We start from the raw sequence: 17368 nt of genomic DNA, 5'->3' as shown, positions 1-17368 counted from the left end.
GGTTGAGGTTACTATAGTCAACTGATGAGAAGTAGGTAGCATCGTCTTCGCTCGCCTATTACAATAGGCGTCGCTCCATTTAATAATTTCACTTCTTCAATTATATCATCAACATTCCACCATTAACATGGATAGTTTGACCGGTGATGTAGGAAGCCTTGTCGCTTGCTAGGAAAGCTACTACGTTTGCAACATCTTCGGCTTCTCCGAAAGTTCTAAGAGGAATTTTTTGCATTATAGCCTCTTTTTGAGCTTCGTTTAATTTATCAGTCATGTTTGATTTAATAAAACCAGGAGAAACTGCATTAATTGTGATACCCCTACTTGCTACCTCAATTGCTAGAGACTTTGTCATACCGATCAAACCAGCTTTGGAAGCACAATAATTTGCCTGTCCTGGATTGCCGGAAACTGCAACCACAGATGATATGTTAATTATTCTACCATAACGAGTTTTCATCATTTTCTTTATCGCTTCACGATTTAGAATAAAGCTAGCTTTTAAGTTTATATCTATAACTTGATCAAACATTTCATTGGACATTTTTATTGCCAGCATATCTTTAATGATTCCGGCATTACAAACTAAAATGTCGATTTGCTCAAGACTAGACACCAAGTTAGTACATTCATCAATATTTGCTAGATTACATGGTACTATCGTATAATTATCTTTTAAGTTATTTGCAAGTTCTTGTAGTTTATCTTGGTTACTACCACTAATTATCACATGACTACCAAGAGAGTGGAATAGCTTAGCAATGCTACCACCAATTGTCCCAGATGCTCCAGTAATTAGAGATTTTTTAGCAGTTAAATCTATCATTTCTATTCTTCCTCTTCTATAGTTATCGTTTCGCTATCAAAAGTAACACTAGTATTATGAGAAGATTTTTGACGAATTAGTTGTTCTATTTCAGAGCAGATAGCAGGGTGTTCTCTTAGGTAATGTTTAACATTTTCTCTACCTTGACCTATACGAGTGTCATTATATGAAAACCAAGACCCCGATTTTTCTATTATTTCAAATTTAACACCAAGATCAATTATCTCGCTTTCTCTAGAAATACCACTACCATACATTATATCAAATTCTGCCGTTTTAAACGGTGGAGAGACTTTGTTTTTAACAACTTTAATCTTAGTTTGGCTTCCTACTATATCTTCTTTATCCTTGATTGTTGAAATTCTTCTAATATCTAGCCTTACTGAGGCATAAAATTTTAAAGCATTACCACCTGTGGTAGTTTCTGGACTACCAAACATGACACCTATTTTCATTCTAATTTGGTTAATAAAAATAATTATACAATTAGTTCTTGAAATTGATGCAGTAAGTTTTCTAAGTGCTTGGCTCATTAATCTAGCTTGTAACCCCATATGAGAGTCACCCATTTCCCCTTCAATCTCTGCTTTAGGCACAAGAGCAGCGACACTATCTATAACGACCATATCAATAGCTCCAGAGCGTACTAGAGTATCAGTTATTTCAAGTGCCTGCTCTCCAGTATCTGGTTGAGAAATAATAAGCTCGTCAATATTTATGCCAAGTTTTTTGGCATATGCTGGGTCTAAAGCATGTTCTGCATCAATAAAAGCACAAGTACCACCTTTCTTCTGTGCTTCAGCAATCATATGTAGAGTTAAAGTGGTCTTTCCCGAACTTTCCGGCCCAAAAATTTCAATAATTCTTCCCTTGGGTAACCCACCTATACCGAGTGCCAAGTCAAGCCCTAGCGATCCTGTTGGTATTGCCTCAACATCTACAGCAGGACGTTGACCGAGTTTCATGACAGAACCTTTGCCGTAACTTTTTTCAATTTGGCTAACTGCAGCAAGCAATGCTCTTTCTTTGTCTATAACGTTCATTTCTAGAATCAGCTTAATAAAATCAAATTAAATTTATAAAGTAACATACGAGGAAAATCCAGTAAAATAATTACAAATATTAATATCATAGTGATTTAAAAATTGTAACTAAAAATTAAAATCTATTCTTTAACCTAAAGATGATCTGTCAACAGCAACCTTAATGTTTAATTGTTCTTGCTCTACAAATCCATGTTATATTGTTTGCAATATTCAAACATACTGATAGTATTAGGGTGATGTATGCCAAATTCTTTAACTTGCGGTTTACCAAAGAATTTATAATTATATAAATCTTTGCTTTTACAAGCTGCTTTTGCTGCATGATTATATAAATCACTTACTTGAGCAATATTTTTACTTCTATCTCTATATAAATAATGGTATATAACAAATGCTTTTTTATAAGATTCTATAGCCTGCTTTAGCTTATTTTGGGTAAATAGAATATCACCTTGTACTATATAACTAGATGCCAAGCTGAAATTATTAGAATAATTTGTTTGCTTCGAATTGCTATTTTCACTTGCTAAAAATATGGAAATAGCTTTTTTAATATATTCATAAGCTTGATCTACTTTATTTAAACCTAATATACTTCTCGCCATTTCTGTATAAATATTTCATTATCTTCATTCTTTATGGGCTTATGTATATAATATAACTGTTGAGCTTGAGCATAAGCTTCTTGATATCTACCAAGGGAATTCAATATCTTTGCTCTAGGTATGTAAACCCCAGTAAAGTATGGGTCATTAATATGCGATCCGTTTTTTATAAACAGCTCAATAATTTTATCTACATATTCTAAAGCCTCATGATATTTTCCTTGCATATTAAATAATGTACTTTTTAAAGAATATATTATAGATACATCAGCTTCTTGTATTATTCTTTGTTTTACTAATTTTTCTATCTTTTTAAGAAATTCTTCAGAAGTTTTATCTCTCCTAAAAACATATAATATCCAGATATATGAGATATACAATTAAATTTGAGAGAATAAATAGATTCATCATCATCAAGTTTACCTAAAATCTTTAATGATTTAGTAAAATAAGAAATCGCTGTTTCAAAATTTCTTAATATTATTTTATTATACACTCCTATTGCTCCCAAATATCTAGCGTAATAAAATTTTTGATATTCAGACATTTGCCACAATTTAAATTTTTTGTTTTTATCTTTCCAATTAAACCAATTAACCATTTGTTGTGCTTTATTATTATAAACGTTTATATATAGAGACAATAATTCACTTCTTAAGGTAAGCATTGCATATATGTTAACATTATATTTCTCAGAATTTATAAGAATAATTTCTAGGTTTTCTAATACAGTTTGAGCACTCCTCCACAAATATCCTGAGTGAGTTCCTTTCGGCTTAGGTATCTTAGCAATAATATTTTCTAAATATATTTTATTATTATCACCATTTAGTTCCATTATTTTATTACTAACTATATCATGCATTTCAAAAATAGGGTTATCTTCGCTAGAACTAATATTACTGATTAGCATAAATTTAGATAATTGATATATATCATCATCTAAAGTATCTTTATGATCAGTAATGGTGCTAAGAAGCTGCTTCGAGAAGCTTTGGTTATTTAGCAAAGCTATTTTATTAAGTAACTTTACTGCACTAGGATTTAATTGTTGAATAGCCATGCTAATATTTGTTGCTATTTTATCAGTCGATTGATAAATTTTCTTTTTATATTCCTCTTTATCCAAACCTTTAACTCTGTTAAGTAATTGAGCTCCTTGCACTATCAACATTGGATAACCACTAAAAGATTGCGTTAAAATTCGATACTATTATTATCCTTATTGTTTAATAAGCTATTAGCTAAAGCTATAATAGTAGGCTTATCAAATATGGGCATTGCTATAATATTAGGTAACTTTTCATTATCTTGCGAACAAAACACCACATTACCATTATGTTCCCATTCAACTAAATCTTGTACTTTTTTATTTTCATTAACTTTTAAATTATCAAACAATAATAACCATTTATTAGTAGAAGTTAAATATGACATTACTTCTTTTTTTGCTAAAGCAACTTCTTCAGATATATTAGTTTGTTTAACCTTATTAAGTTGTTTGGCTAATTTAACAAATTGTTCATCAAAATCAAGGTTACAATCAAAAAACCAAATTAGATCATAATTATTTTTTTTCTCATAACTATACATCCTAATCAGTTGAGTTTTACCTATACCACTAGTACCAACTATACTTGCTTGTCTATATTTACTTAAATATTCATCAAGGATTTTAAGTTGTTGCTCATGATTGACAAAATAACTAACTGGGGTGATTAAATTAGATACTTGTTCTTGAGCAAAAGTTCTAGTATTAATGATTAATAATATGATTGATAGTAGAAAATTTTTCATATAATGAAACTGTTAAAAAATAAATTATGCCCTAACGGTACGTATAAAACATATTATACGCATAACTATAAAGTATAAGCAAAAATAACTCAACTTAAGTTTGAATATTAATAATAATCATCATTAAAAATATGAATAGAGAATTTTTATGAGAAAAATTTTAATAATTCTGATTTTGCAATTTATCGTAATAGAAGCATTTGCAAGTATTGAAAGAATAAAGCTACATTCTTTTGATAATTTAGTTGATCAAATTAAAAATGACCCAATAAAAGCTAAAGATACGCTAATTGTATTTGATATTGATGGAGTTATTCTTTGTCCTAAGGACAGCTATTTAAGCCATAATAATCGTGAAGTACGTCATAAATTTCTTGATGACATTGAAAAATCACAAGGTCTAGCTCAGAGAAAAAATATATATGCACTTATTGCTGCTCAGATGGAATATAAGCTAATTGAACCAAGCTTAATGAAACACTTTTGGTTTCTAAAGTTCAATGGTTACGACGTTATTGCCTTAACACCAATGGGACCAAATAATCCATATTTTGATCAGGAACAAGATCGTGTTGATATGCTTAAAGATAAAGGATTATTGTTTGATAAAAGATATCACGGTCAAATAAAAATTGATAAACAAAAAAGACCCCAGCCAAAAGCCATTGAGGGAGTTATTTTTGCAAGAGGATATGAAAAGGGATTAGTTCTCAAAGCATACCTTGATCAACAACATACTGCCTATAGCAAGATAGTGGTGATAGACGATAAACCTCAAAATTTAGATTCTATTAAAAAACATCTAGAAAATCAGATTGGTAAAATAGTGCTAGTAGAATATAGCTATGATAAATTTGTAGAACAAAAATTTACAAACAATATTTCTACTTTGCAGCAAAATTTTCTTAAAACTCAATCTATTTGGTTAAGTGATAAACAAGCCTCAGTTTTATTACAAATGAGGAATAAAGCCAAAGTTGAATAATGTAAAGAAAAGTTAGGTTAAATGTGAATTATAAAATTAGCCTTTGTGAACATTTCTAAGTAGGAGCAAAAAATCGGAAGATGTGATAGTGTAATTTTCGGACAAAAAATCACTATCAGAGAACATAGATATTGTACAAAATGCCTTGAGTAAGAGAGAGGTGGTTAACTAGAATTGAAATTTGATCCCTTTTAATCAGAATTTCGGATGGACCTCATCTTCAGTCGAGCTTGTGCCTCATCGTCACTCAGCCATATATGATCTTGGGATAATACTTGAAACTGTTTATCTGCTATATCCTGATTTAATACCTCATTTTTATCTTTGAGTTCAGTATAATGAATACCTAGATAATTAATTTGAGGATATTTATCTTTAAGTACATTTTGCACTGAAATTAGATTTTTCAAGTGGTCATCGACAAAAATGATATTTTTGTAATTTTTATTTAATTGCTCCAAGAAACCTAAAAGCACTTTCCCTTTATCTATTTTGTTCGTGAATATAACACGAGAGATACATTTAGGAAAGTCCTCCTTTAATAAATCACCATTATCTTTAAAATGATATCCCAGAGACTTTAAGCGTGATAAATGAAGTTGTGCTTCATTCTGAACGATACCATAGTTCCCACTGCTGTTGGCCGTAAACCCAACAATAGTCATTTTTTGAGCATCAAGTTCGTTAACAAAATTTGGCATGTCTAGAGAAAGCAATTCAACCTTAATAGAAGACAAAATCTGACTAGTTAAATACTCAGCCATCGGTACTTTACGCCCACTAAGTGCAATCTCTTTTCCTTGGAAATCTTTAAAGATGGCTTTGAGGTGTTTTGAGCGATAATTGTCTTTTTCGCCCGCATATCTCAACACGCTATCCCGTGGTACAAACAGCACATAATCGAGGTCAAATAAAATAAGAGTGTTTTCGCCATCAAATTGAGAAGCATATGTTTTAATCTCGTTAACCGAAGATACTTGTACAATTTGAGCATTTGCTTCAAAAGCGAAAAAACCCATGAACACCATGAATACAATCTTAATATACTCAAATGATTTGGAGAATTGGAGCGTAAAACAAGGGGTGAGAGGACTAGGCGTAGTAAACCGTTGCTCGTATGCGAATTCTCCGCAAGTATTTGCAAAAGCCAATTCTTTAAAGCAGAAGAGTATACCCAATTTAATCTGGTTCAAGTAGTTTTTCATCATTACACAACCTATCTTGATGATATCTATTTTTAGTCGCCATTTGGATGAATGGTATCCCAATACACTTCTACTTTTTGCTATAACAACTTAGTTAACGGTAGCGCCTATGAGTTTTAAACATCTAAATTAACTACATTCAAAGCATTTGCTTGAATGAATTGTCTTCTAGGTTCAACAAAATCTCCCATTAATGTTGAAAAAATCATCTCGGCACTATCTTGCTCATTTATTTTAACTTGCAGTAAAGTTCTTTTTTGCGGATCTAATGTTGTCTCTCCTAACTGATCAGAATTCATCTCTCCAAGACCTTTAAAACGTTGAATAGCTATACCTTTCTTGCCGCTTTCTAATATATAATTTAGCAACATACTAGGCAGTGTAATAATATATTCTTGGTTTTTAATTAGTAACTTTGTTGGCTCAATAAATAAATCTACAAGAGGAGTAAATGATTTAGCAAGTTGAGTAAATTCAAAAGATTCAAGCTGTTCTTTTGATAAAATTTTACTTTCTTTTACTCCACGAACAAAACGGAAAAATTCTATATTATTTGCGTTAACTATAAACTGCCAGTCTGTCTTATCAGGTGCGATATCACCAAGATTTAAAATATTTAAAGCCTGATTTATTTCATTCGTTTTATTTTCATCAAATATTTGATTACCTAATAAACCTTTTATAGCTAGACATTCTACAATTTGCCTATTAAATTTTTTGCTTACTTGGTCAAGCAACGTAGTAAACCTGATAACCGCCTTTATTGTCCCCTCAAGATCATTACCAATGATCTCTATGATCTCTGCCCCATTATACAGCATAATTGTTGCATCACTAATAGTAGATTTGACTAAATAATCTTGCAGAGCTTGTTCATTTTTTAAGTAAAGCTCGTTATTACCTTTTTTTACTTTATATAAAGGCGGCTGAGCTATATATAGATATCCTTTATCAATTAATTGACGCATATGCCGGTAAAAGAAAGTAAGTAATAAGGTTCTGATGTGCGAACCATCAACATCAGCATCAGTCATAATAATTATTTTATGATATCTTAACTTATCCAAAGAAAAGTCTTCATTACCAATAGCAGTGCCAAGAGCTGTTATTAGAGTCCCTACTTGCTCAGAGTTTAACATTTTATCAAATCTAGCTCTTTCAACGTTTAAGATTTTACCTCGCAGTGGCAAGATTGCTTGAAATTTCCTATCTCTACCCTGCTTTGCTGTACCACCGGCAGAGTCTCCTTCCACAATAAATAACTCTGAAAGAGCAGGGTCTTTCTCTTGACAATCGGCAAGTTTCCCAGGTAAGTTAGAAATTTCAAGAGCCGATTTCCGACGAGTTAAATCCCTTGCTCTTTTTGCTGCTTCTCTAGCAGTTGCAGCTTCAATAATTTTATTAATAATTATTTTTGCGTCACTAGGATGTTCTTCAAACCATTCTAAAATCTTAGTATATACGGCACCTTCTACGATAGGTCGAACCTCAGAACTAACTAATTTATCTTTAGTTTGTGAAGAAAACTTAGGGTCTGGTACTTTTAATGATAAAATACATGAGAGACCTTCTCTCGTATCATCACCAGTGAAATTTACTTTATTTTTTTTGTTAAGCCCAATATTCTCGGTATAAGTGGTAATAACTCTAGTAAGAGCAGCTTTAAAGGCAATAAGGTGCGTACCGCCATCACGTTGTCTTATATTATTGGTAAAACATAAAATATTTTCATGATATGAATCATTCCAATTCATTGCCAATTCAAAAGTAATCCCTGTTGCCTGATTATTAGTATTAAGTGATATACATTTATGTAATGAAGTTTTAGCTTTATCTATATATTTGACATAAGCTTCTACACCACCAGTAAAACAAAACTCTACTTCTTGTTGTTCAGCAAAACGATGATCCTTTAGTAATATCCTTACACCAGAATTCAAAAAGGCTAGTTCTCTAAGCCTATGCTCTACAGTAGCAAAATTAAATTCAATTGAGCTAAAAGTGGTAATAGATGGAAGGAAAGTAATCTCAGTGCCTTTTTTTTCTACGGACTCTCCTTTTAGTACAAGTGGCGTTTCAGCCGCCCCATCTCTAAATTTTATAAAATATTCCTTATTATCCCGCCAAATTCTAAGTTCTAACCATTCTGACAGAGCATTTACCACAGATACACCAACACCATGCAATCCACCAGATATTTTATAAGAATTTTGATCAAACTTACCACCAGCATGTAATTGGGTCATAATAACTTCAGCTGCTGATATACCTTCTTCTTCGTGAATATCAACAGGTATCCCACGTCCATTATCACGTACTGTTACAGATCCGTTAGCATTTAGGATTACTTTAATTAGGTCACAGTGACCAGCTAAAGCTTCATCTATGGCGTTATCAACGACTTCGTAAATCATATGATGTAATCCTGAACCATCGTCAGTATCACCAATATACATACCAGGCCTTTTCTTAACTGCCTCAAGACCTTTTAAAACTTTGATGGAGTCAGCTCCATATTCTACTTCTGCTATTGATTGCTGTTGATTAGTTGACATATTTATACATAAAATGAAAGATAAAGAATAACTATACACAAAAATTACAGCAAGTGTATAGTTTTCAAGTAGTTTACTAAAATTATAGTCCATTTAGGAGAAGTGGGTAGTAGGAGCGACGAGTGACGACGTCACCAAATTCTCATCAATTGACTATATATACTAAATATTACCTTTTTCGTACTACACCTTGGGTTTTACTACTATTATTTTCAAGGACTATTTTCATAGCATTTCCTACTCGTAGTAGTTCAGGCAATGATTCTAACGGGGTTCTTAACGATGTAAGGTTTTTCAAAAAATATGCTGGTAGAATATTCTTTGTCTTATCCTTAACTAAATTCGCAAAAGATGTGGTGATTTTTTCCCTGTCAGGTATTAATTTGACTGTTTCTTGTATTTTTGATTCAATAATCAATATATTTTTGGCTGCTTTTTGGCAATATCCTAACTTCTCAAGAATGCTTTTATTGGGATCTAATGCAGCAATGAGGTTTTCTTTTATGTGAGATAATTCGGTTTCAATTAATTTTTTTAGATATTTTCCTTGATTAGGTATATTTCCAAGGATTTTAGTCATACCTTTACGCAGAAGGTCAACACTCCCCATTATACCATCTTTAGTATGAGGGATTTCTTCAGATAAGTCAATAAGTTTTTTAAAAGATTTTTTTTCTTTTGGATCTTGTACAACCAATTTATTAATTTTCTTTAAAGAATCAATATCTAACCCTAATTCTGCTACAGCTACAGGCGACACTCCTGCTATCTCTGCTATTTCAACAATCTGCGTAGCTTTGGAATATTTTTCTTTAAGGCTTGTACTTTTTTCTATTTCAACTCGTTTTTCTCTAACTATTTCTAGTTTTTCTTGCCAACTATCTATTGTCTTCGTTAGATTCTCAGTACTGAGAAAAGATTTCACCGATTCTAATAAGCCACTTCCCTTGAGTATTAAACCAACTACAGGCATTTGCACAGCTATTATACCAATTAATAAATTACCTAAATAATCAACGATATCTTTTGATGCTCCAGGATATAAGTTATCTAGTCTATTTTGAAACTCCAAAATACTTTCAAGAACTTTTATTATTATCTCAATGAAAGCATCTTCAAAGAATAATATCTCTTCTTTTACCCGTTGCTGTTCATCAATGTACTTTTCTAATTCATCTAAGGAATTACCTACTGTTTCTCTGAATGATTCAGCTATTTCTTGCTCCCTTTGTTGATCTTCTGAATCTAGAAATATGTTATATATATAGTCAACTCTTTTTTTAATAGCCCTTAAGTTCCTAGGAAACGTTTTGAGTGTTTTCATAGAATCAAACTTTAACTGTTCTATAGCACTAGCAATAGAAGCATTTGATAAGATAGTGGGTAAAGCGACTTTTGAAAGGAAAGAGTATATATTAGGCATAATAGATAATTGAATTATATTAAAATTTTTAAATTATTACTCAAATAATACAAATAAAAACTACACTTTAAAACTGTTATATTGCTCTGACAGTTAGTTTTTTTATATTGCTCTGACAGTTAGTTTTTGATATGTTATAGCTACTTACGCGAATTTGGGATAAGAATTAACTAATTCTTATCCCAAATTGTGGCTACTTGATTTGATCTGATTAAATATTTTGAGCTATACGTGCTAGCTTTATCACAACAAATCAAGTTTTAGATCAAGAATACCTTTAACTTCTTGCATAAGCTAGCAAAATTTTTTAACATAAACATATTTTTAGAAAACCAATTATGCATAAATTCATATACTTCACCGTTATCATTTTATTAAACTATTCAGTTTATGCTATTAACTTGTCTGATGCTCTAACTAGTGCGTATAATAATAATGGTGAGTTACAAATCAATAGGCAGACTTTTTTAAATGAAATTGAACAGTTCCCTGCAGCTTTTTCAGGTTTTATGCCCAGTGCGTCTTATAATATTGATTCTGCTATTAATACGAATAAACCAAATAGTCAATATGCTCCTTCTAATAAAAAAGAGCTGAAATCACAACAGGGAGCTTTAGTAATAGAGCTGCCTCTATTCAGTGGTGGGAGTAGTGTTGCAAATTTGGAAGCCGCCCAATCAGCTTTTAGGGCATCACGTGCTAAATATTATGCAGAAGAACAAAAAATTCTTCTTAACCTAATAAAAACTTATCTCGATTGTTATGAAACAAAAGAAAAATATGAGATTTCTGAAACTAGTGTAAAAGCTAACAAACAGCAATTAGAAACCATTGAAGAAAAACTAAAATTAGGTGAGGCAACATCAATAGATTTAGCTAGTGCCAAGGCTGGTCTTGCAAAAGCTGAAACTGAGAAGTTAACCGCATATGCTAATTATCAAGCAACAAAAGCAAGCTTCATTCGAATGTTCGGTATAGAAGCGAATGATATTGATATGCCTCCTATACCTGATAACTTACCTACTTCATTAGAGGATTTAATGCAAAGAGCGATAAATGTTAATCCTAACATAGATAGTACAAGATATAGTGTTAAAAGTCATAAAGCTAGTGAACTGGCAGCAAAAGCTGAACTTTTACCCAAGGTAAGCTTTAAAGTTCAATCTGGTAAAACCCATTACACTCCAGAAAGTCCATATAATACCAACAATAGAAGTACTACATCTACATTATCAATTAATATACCTATTTATTCTCACGGGGGTAGCGAATATTCAAGAATTAGGAAAGCTAAAAATAGTACTAGGAGTGCAGCTATTCAACTTGATGACACAATAAAACAAATTCGAGCAAGTGCTATTGGTAGTTGGGAAGGATTTGAAGCAGCAAAGTCTAAAATTATTGCCACATCACAAGGTGTAGAAGCCGCTCAAATAGCTTATAATGGCACAATACAGGAAGAAATTGTTGGTTCTAAAACAATCTTAGACGTTTTAACTGCTGAAGAAAAATTACATAGTGCTAGGGTGTCAAAAGTTGATGCACACAGAGACTCTATTTTAGCAGCTTACCAAATGAAATCTTTAATTGGGGAATTGACAGCAAAAAGCTTAAATTTGAAAGTTAAATATTTTACTCCTGAAGATGAGTTTAAAGGACTTAAAAAGAAACTTATTATAGGTTTTTAATGAGTAAAGATCATAGAAAAAACCAAGATATGTCAGTTGAAGAGATATTGAAATCAATTAAAGGAGTGATTGATAGTCGTGCTACAATCAATGCAGGAGGATTGGGTAATAGGAGCGATGGAGCGACACCGCCTACATATAAAGATGACTCTACCGACTTCTCCTCAATTAACTATAGTAATAGCCAATCTAACGATGATGAAATACTAGAATTGACAAATATAGTAGAGGATGAGGCAAATAAGTTAGAAAATAATAAGCATAGTGAACTAGAAGAGGAACTATTGCAGACATCCTTGGTATCCGATAAATCTGCAGCAGAAACTACTAAGATTTTTCAGCATTTCTCTAAAACAGCTCAGGAGATTAGTGCAAATGCTTCGAACCCTACGGTCAAAACATTAGAGGATATAATTATTGAAATGTTACGACCACAATTGAGTCAATGGTTAAATACAAACTTGCCTTTATTAGTAAAACAATTGGTAGAAAAAGAAATTCAAAAATTAATACCAAATGATAAAAAATGACTTAGTGGAGGATATCATTTGTGTTAGTCTTATTTTAACAATATACTGCTCGTAAATGAAGAGTTGATAGACGATAGATCAAAATCATGATAGTAGCAGGAGTCGAAAGATCGAGGTGCTAGGCGTATATATAGTACGTGGCTACCTATGATCCACAACTGTCGAAAGTTTACAAACACCTATACCACAGCGTCATTCTATAATGATGTTACTGGATTGCTTCGTCAGTCTTACAGCCTCCTCGCTAATAGACGTATAGGGAAGCTGTATTTACTAACTTTCGACAGTTGTGACCTATGATCCCTGAAGACGACAACGCAATTCTTGATTTTCATCGAGTATATAATAAATTTAACGTGAGAATAATTATAAATGTAATTTAACATGGAAAGTAAGAAGATTATCTTAGGTAACAAATTTTTTATAGTCCTAATAACTATCTTTTTGTTTATGGATAAGGCTGATGCTGCTCCCCCACCTCTTCCTCCAGCACTGCCACAATTAGAAAGTGATAAAGTGAATAAACAGAAAGAAGAGGCAGATTCTTTGCTGGGAAAAATACAGCAATTTATGCATTCTAAGAAAATTGATAATGAAGTATCAGGATCAAGCAAACCAGCATCCACACCACAAGATACTAATAATGAAGAAGGTGAGACAGATTCCTTCATTGATTTAGGGAATAATAAATTACCAACCTTAGAAAATACAAAAGAATTGGATCAATTAGATAAACATCCGTACCAAAAAATTGATCTAGATACACCTAGTAAGAATGACAGTAATACCAACAAAGATTCTCCTACTCTTCCAGCAACTGAGGTTAAAGATGCTGTACCTATTAAGCCACTTGATTCATCTGCCCAGTCTAAACCTCAAATAGATATTCCAAGTAGTAATAAGTCTGAGCCACAAGCTACTGTACCTTCTGTAACTATACCTGATAAAGAGAAATATCCAGTAATATTACAGCAGCCAAGTAATGCAGATAATAAAGAAGTGGTTGCTCCTAATCTAGATATATTGCCTTCTTCGCAAGAAAAAAAACCTACTGAACCACAAGTAACTGCTCCTATCGTACCGATAGTATCACCTAAGGAAAATACTGAATCTAAAATGACTAAGCCTCAAACTCCTATACCAGTATTTGTAAAAAAGGATAAGCAACTAGATGACTCTAATAAAACTGTCCTAGAGAAAGATAGTAATGTAACCAAAGAAGTGCAAGAAGTAAATAAGCATCAACCTAATCAATCTACAATTACAAAAGATAAAGCTAGCACCATCAAAGAAACATCTCCTAAAATAACTGAATTTGTACAAGATGAAGCACAAATGTTACTTTTACCAAATGATGATGTCGTATTGGGAGAGCTTACAGAAGAGGCAAGATTAGAGCAAATGGATATGTATTCATTTATTCAAATGTTTAAGAAAATTTATGATAGTGACAATAGAAAGCAGCAAAGAAAGATGATAGATAATTTTATTGATAATTATGATAGTGCTTTCCATACTACTATAGTAAGTGATGCAACGGATAGAGCATTTGAGGCAGTTAGAAAAAATAATTTATTTGTTCTTAGGGTTCTTTTGGATAATTATCCAATCATCCAAAGAAGGGGGAATGATAATTATACTCTTTTACATGAAGCTGCAGAAACTAATAATTACTATATAGCAAAATTGTTAATTATGCGTGGTATAAACATTAAGGCTACTAATTATCATTGTAGAACGGCATTGGACATCTCTGATGAACAAAATAATAATGTGGGCTGTTTGATAATGAAAGCAACAGCAAATTAGTTTGAAAATGCTCTAATATCACTTGTTATAATTCAGGTAAATAATGGATTCAAAAGAAAATTAGTTTACTCACCTTACGCATAACCCCTATGGCAATTCAAAAATTGCAGAAAAGTACAAGACGTCATTGCGAGACCACGTAGTGGTCGTGGCAATCCACATTTATTGGATTGCTTCGTCCGGCCACCAAAGTGACTCCTCGCAATGACTCTAGGCTATTTTCCCTATAACTTTTAAATGCCATGCGTAAGGTGAGTTAGTTTATTTTTGCTAATCTAGCACTATGCCTTCCACCTTCAAATTTAGTCGTTAAAAATTTATCGATCATTTTACAAGCTAGTTCCTCATTAGGTATTTTAGCTCCTAACACTATTATATTAACATCATTATGAGCCCTTGATCTTTCTGCCATAAATAAGTCAAAACATAAAGCTGCCCTTATTTCAGACGTACGATTTGCGGCAATTGACATACCTATGCCAGTTCCACAAATTAAAATTCCCAAAGGAGCTACATTTTCTAAAATCCCATCAACAACTTTTTTAGAATAATCTGGATAATCCACTATTTCTTGATTGTAAGTACCACAATCAAGAATAGATATATTTTTATCGTGTAAATAACTGATAATTTTGCTCTTGAGTAGAAATCCAGAGTGATCACTGGCTATTATAAGATCGTAAGTTTTCATAATTACTTAATTTTGATAAAAAAATACTAGACTTGATTCTATATTAAAGTTAGTTTATTGCATAATAAAATTGCAAATTTTTTGGTAAGTTATGAAGAGTAATATAGTTTTTGTCTATTTTATAGTCTTTTTGATTTCTGGATGTAGCACACAACCTCCAGCCCCTATTGAGTATAATCATGGAAAGGATTTTACCAAAAAGTCTACAACCATCAATTCACCAACTACAGCATATTCCGAGAATAAGAACATATTAGAAAGCGATGAAGATGAAATAATAAGTAGAGAAATTGATGAGAAAGAAAAAGATTTTGACGCTCCAACTGGTTTCTTAAAAGATCGTAATGCCATAGAAACTGAAAATCGAGACGATGTAATAATAGTTCCAAAAGTGAAACCAAATGATAGTAAGCTAATCTACCACGAGGTGCAACAAGGAGAAACATTAGTATCAATAGCAAATGATTATGGTCAGAAGGTTGAAGAATTAGCTGAGCTAAATAACATATCTGCACCATATCATCTTAATGAATCCCAAATTATCACAATAAAAATTAGTACTGAGTTATTAAATAAAAAAAATCAAGAAAGTCTTGTAAGAAAAACGAAAAATGCTGTTCAAACTAATACACCAAAATTTATCAAACCAATTGAAGGTAAAATTATTATCAAATTTGGTGAACAAACATCTAAAGGAAAAAGCAAAGGAATTAATATTGCTGCAGACGAAGGAACTGCTGTAGAATCTATTGCAACAGGTCAAGTAATGTTTGCAGGTAATGATACAAAGTTTGGTAATTTATTAATAATAAAGTTAGATAATAGCGACCTTTATGTTGCTTATGCTCATTTGCAAGACCTACTTATTCAAAAAGGAGCAACAATTTCACAAGGCAAGATAATAGGACATGTAGGGAGTACTGGAGATGCTAAATATCCTCAGCTACATTTTGCTATTCGCGAGGGAAAGATAGCTGCTGATCCGCTGAAATATGTAGACTATTAAGCTATAGCTAATCCGATTAGCTATATTTCCGTCTATTTGTGAGGAGTACGCAAGCACGGCGAAGCAATTGTAAGTCGTCATTAGCAACAGTGGGAATCCATAATATTTGATGGCTTCTTAAGCATTTTGTATTTTTATTTTTAAACTAATGTTTTTGAATTTATAATTGCTGGTTAGCTATATTCTCCTTGCTCGGCAAAAATCCTCTATATTGTGCATCCTAAAGAGTTTTATATAGCCCTCCTTTAGCGATTAATATAGCATGAGTACCGTCTTCCACAATTTTGCCACGCTTGAATACTAAAATACGATCCATATGCAGCAATGTTGATAAACGGTGAGCAACGACTATAGTTGTAGCATTACTGGTCTCCAAAACTTCATCAATAGATTTTTGAATTAGAGCCTCGGTTGGTGAATCAAGTGCCGATGTTGCTTCATCTAAAATAAGGATTGGTGCATTTTTTAAAATAGCTCTAGCAATTGCAATCCTTTGCCGTTGTCCGCCACTTACTTTTACTCCTCGTTCACCAACTATTGAATGGTAACCATTGGGCATTCGTAGAATATCATCATGTATTCTAGCTTTTTTACATGCTTCTTCAATCTCTGGTAAAGTAGCATCATATTTAGCTAGCTGCAAATTTTCTAGAATAGAACGATGAAACATCGTAATATCTTGCGGGATTACTGAAATATTGCTTCTTAGCGACTCTTCCGTTACCTGTGAGATATCATATCCATCAACTAAAATAGCTCCGCTTTGCAAATTGAAATATCGGAGTAAACATTTGATTAAGGTAGTTTTTCCAGCCCCTGATGTACCAACTATTCCGATCCTTTCTCCAGCTTTGATATGCAATGTAAGATTGTCAAATATATTATCTCCACCACTACCATAGTTGAAGGTGACATCTTGATATTTAATATCCCCTTTGATAGGAGGAAGCAGCTTAGCATTTTCTGCATCGGTAACATCTGATATAGTATTAATAAAGTTATATGAAGATTTGATGGCAGCAATTTTGGGGTTGATGGAAAATATTATATTGTCTAATAACTGATCAATCGCCCATTCAATGTTAGAAGTAATTATTATACTAACGGCAAAATCACCAGCAGTGATTTGTCCAGTTTTGTATAAATATGCTGTCACAAATATTTGGGCTGCTGCCAATTATAATGGACTGAAGAAAATGGAC

Annotated in this window: 16 protein-coding genes; 5 read left to right on the top strand and 11 right to left on the bottom strand. The window is 32.3% G+C overall.

Translation table 11 applies throughout. From position 1 onward, the window contains the following. Window positions 1-100: 100 nt before the first annotated feature. The 6 genes from fabG to AAHM86_RS05755 form a co-directional block, all read right to left on the bottom strand. Window positions 101-826: a 3-oxoacyl-ACP reductase FabG gene (fabG, locus tag AAHM86_RS05780; RefSeq protein ID WP_342267606.1), complete on the bottom strand. Its 726-nt coding sequence runs from the start codon at window positions 824-826 to the stop codon at window positions 101-103. Window positions 827-828: 2 nt separating this feature from the next. Continuing rightward, complete coding sequence (gene recA / locus AAHM86_RS05775; RefSeq protein WP_342267605.1) at window positions 829-1869, bottom strand: recombinase RecA; 1041 nt, start codon at window positions 1867-1869, stop codon at window positions 829-831. A 182-nt stretch (window positions 1870-2051) separates the two neighbouring features. After that, window positions 2052-2477 (bottom strand): tetratricopeptide repeat protein, encoded by a 426-nt coding sequence (locus tag AAHM86_RS05770; protein WP_342267604.1) that lies wholly within the window; start codon window positions 2475-2477, stop codon window positions 2052-2054. Beyond that, on the bottom strand, window positions 2459-2704 hold the full coding sequence (locus tag AAHM86_RS05765) for a hypothetical protein (protein WP_342267603.1): 246 nt from the start codon (window positions 2702-2704) through the stop codon (window positions 2459-2461). Before AAHM86_RS05765 ends, AAHM86_RS05770 begins: the two co-directional genes overlap by 19 nt. A 77-nt stretch (window positions 2705-2781) precedes the next feature. Beyond that, window positions 2782-3651 carry a hypothetical protein gene (locus AAHM86_RS05760; protein ID WP_342267602.1) on the bottom strand — a complete coding sequence of 290 codons (870 nt, stop codon included), beginning with the start codon at window positions 3649-3651 and terminating at the stop codon, window positions 2782-2784. A 23-nt stretch (window positions 3652-3674) separates the two neighbouring features. Further along, window positions 3675-4274 (bottom strand): hypothetical protein, encoded by a 600-nt coding sequence (locus AAHM86_RS05755; protein WP_342267601.1) that lies wholly within the window; start codon window positions 4272-4274, stop codon window positions 3675-3677. Window positions 4275-4422: 148 nt separating this feature from the next. Between AAHM86_RS05755 and AAHM86_RS05750 the strand changes: the two genes are divergently transcribed. Further along, window positions 4423-5259 carry a DUF2608 domain-containing protein gene (locus AAHM86_RS05750; protein ID WP_342267600.1) on the top strand — a complete coding sequence of 279 codons (837 nt, stop codon included), beginning with the start codon at window positions 4423-4425 and terminating at the stop codon, window positions 5257-5259. 191 nt (window positions 5260-5450) lie between these two features. On the opposite strand, the gene AAHM86_RS05745 is transcribed toward AAHM86_RS05750, so the two are convergent. The 3 genes from AAHM86_RS05745 to AAHM86_RS05735 all read right to left on the bottom strand — a co-directional run bounded on the left by AAHM86_RS05745 (window position 5451) and on the right by AAHM86_RS05735 (window position 10442). Further along, window positions 5451-6278 carry a DUF2608 domain-containing protein gene (locus tag AAHM86_RS05745; protein WP_342267599.1) on the bottom strand — a complete coding sequence of 276 codons (828 nt, stop codon included), beginning with the start codon at window positions 6276-6278 and terminating at the stop codon, window positions 5451-5453. Between the two features lie 302 nt (window positions 6279-6580). Next, complete coding sequence (gene gyrB, locus AAHM86_RS05740; RefSeq protein ID WP_342267598.1) at window positions 6581-9019, bottom strand: DNA topoisomerase (ATP-hydrolyzing) subunit B; 2439 nt, start codon at window positions 9017-9019, stop codon at window positions 6581-6583. Between the two features lie 169 nt (window positions 9020-9188). Then, window positions 9189-10442: a hypothetical protein gene (locus AAHM86_RS05735; RefSeq protein ID WP_342267597.1), complete on the bottom strand. Its 1254-nt coding sequence runs from the start codon at window positions 10440-10442 to the stop codon at window positions 9189-9191. Window positions 10443-10780: 338 nt separating this feature from the next. Here AAHM86_RS05735 and AAHM86_RS05730 point away from each other — a divergent pair, with 338 nt between their 5' ends. The 3 genes from AAHM86_RS05730 to AAHM86_RS05720 all read left to right on the top strand — a co-directional run bounded on the left by AAHM86_RS05730 (window position 10781) and on the right by AAHM86_RS05720 (window position 14469). Continuing rightward, window positions 10781-12130 (top strand): TolC family protein, encoded by a 1350-nt coding sequence (locus AAHM86_RS05730; protein ID WP_342267596.1) that lies wholly within the window; start codon window positions 10781-10783, stop codon window positions 12128-12130. Continuing rightward, window positions 12130-12660 carry a DUF2497 domain-containing protein gene (locus AAHM86_RS05725; RefSeq protein WP_342267595.1) on the top strand — a complete coding sequence of 177 codons (531 nt, stop codon included), beginning with the start codon at window positions 12130-12132 and terminating at the stop codon, window positions 12658-12660. Before AAHM86_RS05730 ends, AAHM86_RS05725 begins: the two co-directional genes overlap by 1 nt. A gap of 384 nt (window positions 12661-13044) precedes the next feature. Further along, window positions 13045-14469, top strand: a complete 1425-nt coding sequence (locus AAHM86_RS05720) for a hypothetical protein (RefSeq protein ID WP_342267594.1) — start codon at window positions 13045-13047, stop codon at window positions 14467-14469. A gap of 256 nt (window positions 14470-14725) precedes the next feature. On the opposite strand, the gene rpiB is transcribed toward AAHM86_RS05720, so the two are convergent. Further along, the gene (gene rpiB, locus AAHM86_RS05715) at window positions 14726-15160 is read right to left on the bottom strand and encodes a ribose 5-phosphate isomerase B (RefSeq protein ID WP_342267593.1); all 435 of its coding nucleotides are present in this window, start codon (window positions 15158-15160) and stop codon (window positions 14726-14728) included. A gap of 91 nt (window positions 15161-15251) precedes the next feature. Between rpiB and AAHM86_RS05710 the strand changes: the two genes are divergently transcribed. Further along, entirely contained in the window at window positions 15252-16166 is a 915-nt protein-coding gene (locus AAHM86_RS05710; protein ID WP_342267592.1) for a LysM peptidoglycan-binding domain-containing M23 family metallopeptidase, read from the top strand. 220 nt (window positions 16167-16386) lie between these two features. On the opposite strand, the gene AAHM86_RS05705 is transcribed toward AAHM86_RS05710, so the two are convergent. Next, on the bottom strand, window positions 16387-17322 hold the full coding sequence (locus AAHM86_RS05705; RefSeq protein WP_342267591.1) for an ABC transporter ATP-binding protein: 936 nt from the start codon (window positions 17320-17322) through the stop codon (window positions 16387-16389). Window positions 17323-17368 lie beyond the last annotated feature (46 nt).

The sequence above is a fragment of the Candidatus Tisiphia endosymbiont of Empis tessellata genome, assembly GCF_964031035.1.
Taxonomy (GTDB): domain Bacteria; phylum Pseudomonadota; class Alphaproteobacteria; order Rickettsiales; family Rickettsiaceae; genus Tisiphia.
This window is presented reverse-complemented; position numbering and strand designations above follow the sequence as displayed.

Excerpts from the sequence above, each read along its gene's own strand:
- fabG (WP_342267606.1), bottom strand. The coding sequence starts at position 826 with ATGATAGATTTAACTGCTAAAAAATCTCTAATTACTGGAGCATCTGGG.
- recA (WP_342267605.1), bottom strand. The coding sequence starts at position 1,869 with ATGAACGTTATAGACAAAGAAAGAGCATTGCTTGCTGCAGTTAGCCAA.
- AAHM86_RS05770 (WP_342267604.1), bottom strand. The coding sequence starts at position 2,477 with ATGGCGAGAAGTATATTAGGTTTAAATAAAGTAGATCAAGCTTATGAA.
- AAHM86_RS05765 (WP_342267603.1), bottom strand. The coding sequence starts at position 2,704 with ATGCAAGGAAAATATCATGAGGCTTTAGAATATGTAGATAAAATTATT.
- AAHM86_RS05760 (WP_342267602.1), bottom strand. The coding sequence starts at position 3,651 with ATGTTGATAGTGCAAGGAGCTCAATTACTTAACAGAGTTAAAGGTTTG.
- AAHM86_RS05755 (WP_342267601.1), bottom strand. The coding sequence starts at position 4,274 with ATGAAAAATTTTCTACTATCAATCATATTATTAATCATTAATACTAGA.
- AAHM86_RS05750 (WP_342267600.1), top strand. The coding sequence starts at position 4,423 with ATGAGAAAAATTTTAATAATTCTGATTTTGCAATTTATCGTAATAGAA.
- AAHM86_RS05745 (WP_342267599.1), bottom strand. The coding sequence starts at position 6,278 with ATGGGTTTTTTCGCTTTTGAAGCAAATGCTCAAATTGTACAAGTATCT.
- gyrB (WP_342267598.1), bottom strand. The coding sequence starts at position 9,019 with ATGTCAACTAATCAACAGCAATCAATAGCAGAAGTAGAATATGGAGCT.
- AAHM86_RS05735 (WP_342267597.1), bottom strand. The coding sequence starts at position 10,442 with ATGCCTAATATATACTCTTTCCTTTCAAAAGTCGCTTTACCCACTATC.
- AAHM86_RS05730 (WP_342267596.1), top strand. The coding sequence starts at position 10,781 with ATGCATAAATTCATATACTTCACCGTTATCATTTTATTAAACTATTCA.
- AAHM86_RS05725 (WP_342267595.1), top strand. The coding sequence starts at position 12,130 with ATGAGTAAAGATCATAGAAAAAACCAAGATATGTCAGTTGAAGAGATA.
- AAHM86_RS05720 (WP_342267594.1), top strand. The coding sequence starts at position 13,045 with ATGGAAAGTAAGAAGATTATCTTAGGTAACAAATTTTTTATAGTCCTA.
- rpiB (WP_342267593.1), bottom strand. The coding sequence starts at position 15,160 with ATGAAAACTTACGATCTTATAATAGCCAGTGATCACTCTGGATTTCTA.
- AAHM86_RS05710 (WP_342267592.1), top strand. The coding sequence starts at position 15,252 with ATGAAGAGTAATATAGTTTTTGTCTATTTTATAGTCTTTTTGATTTCT.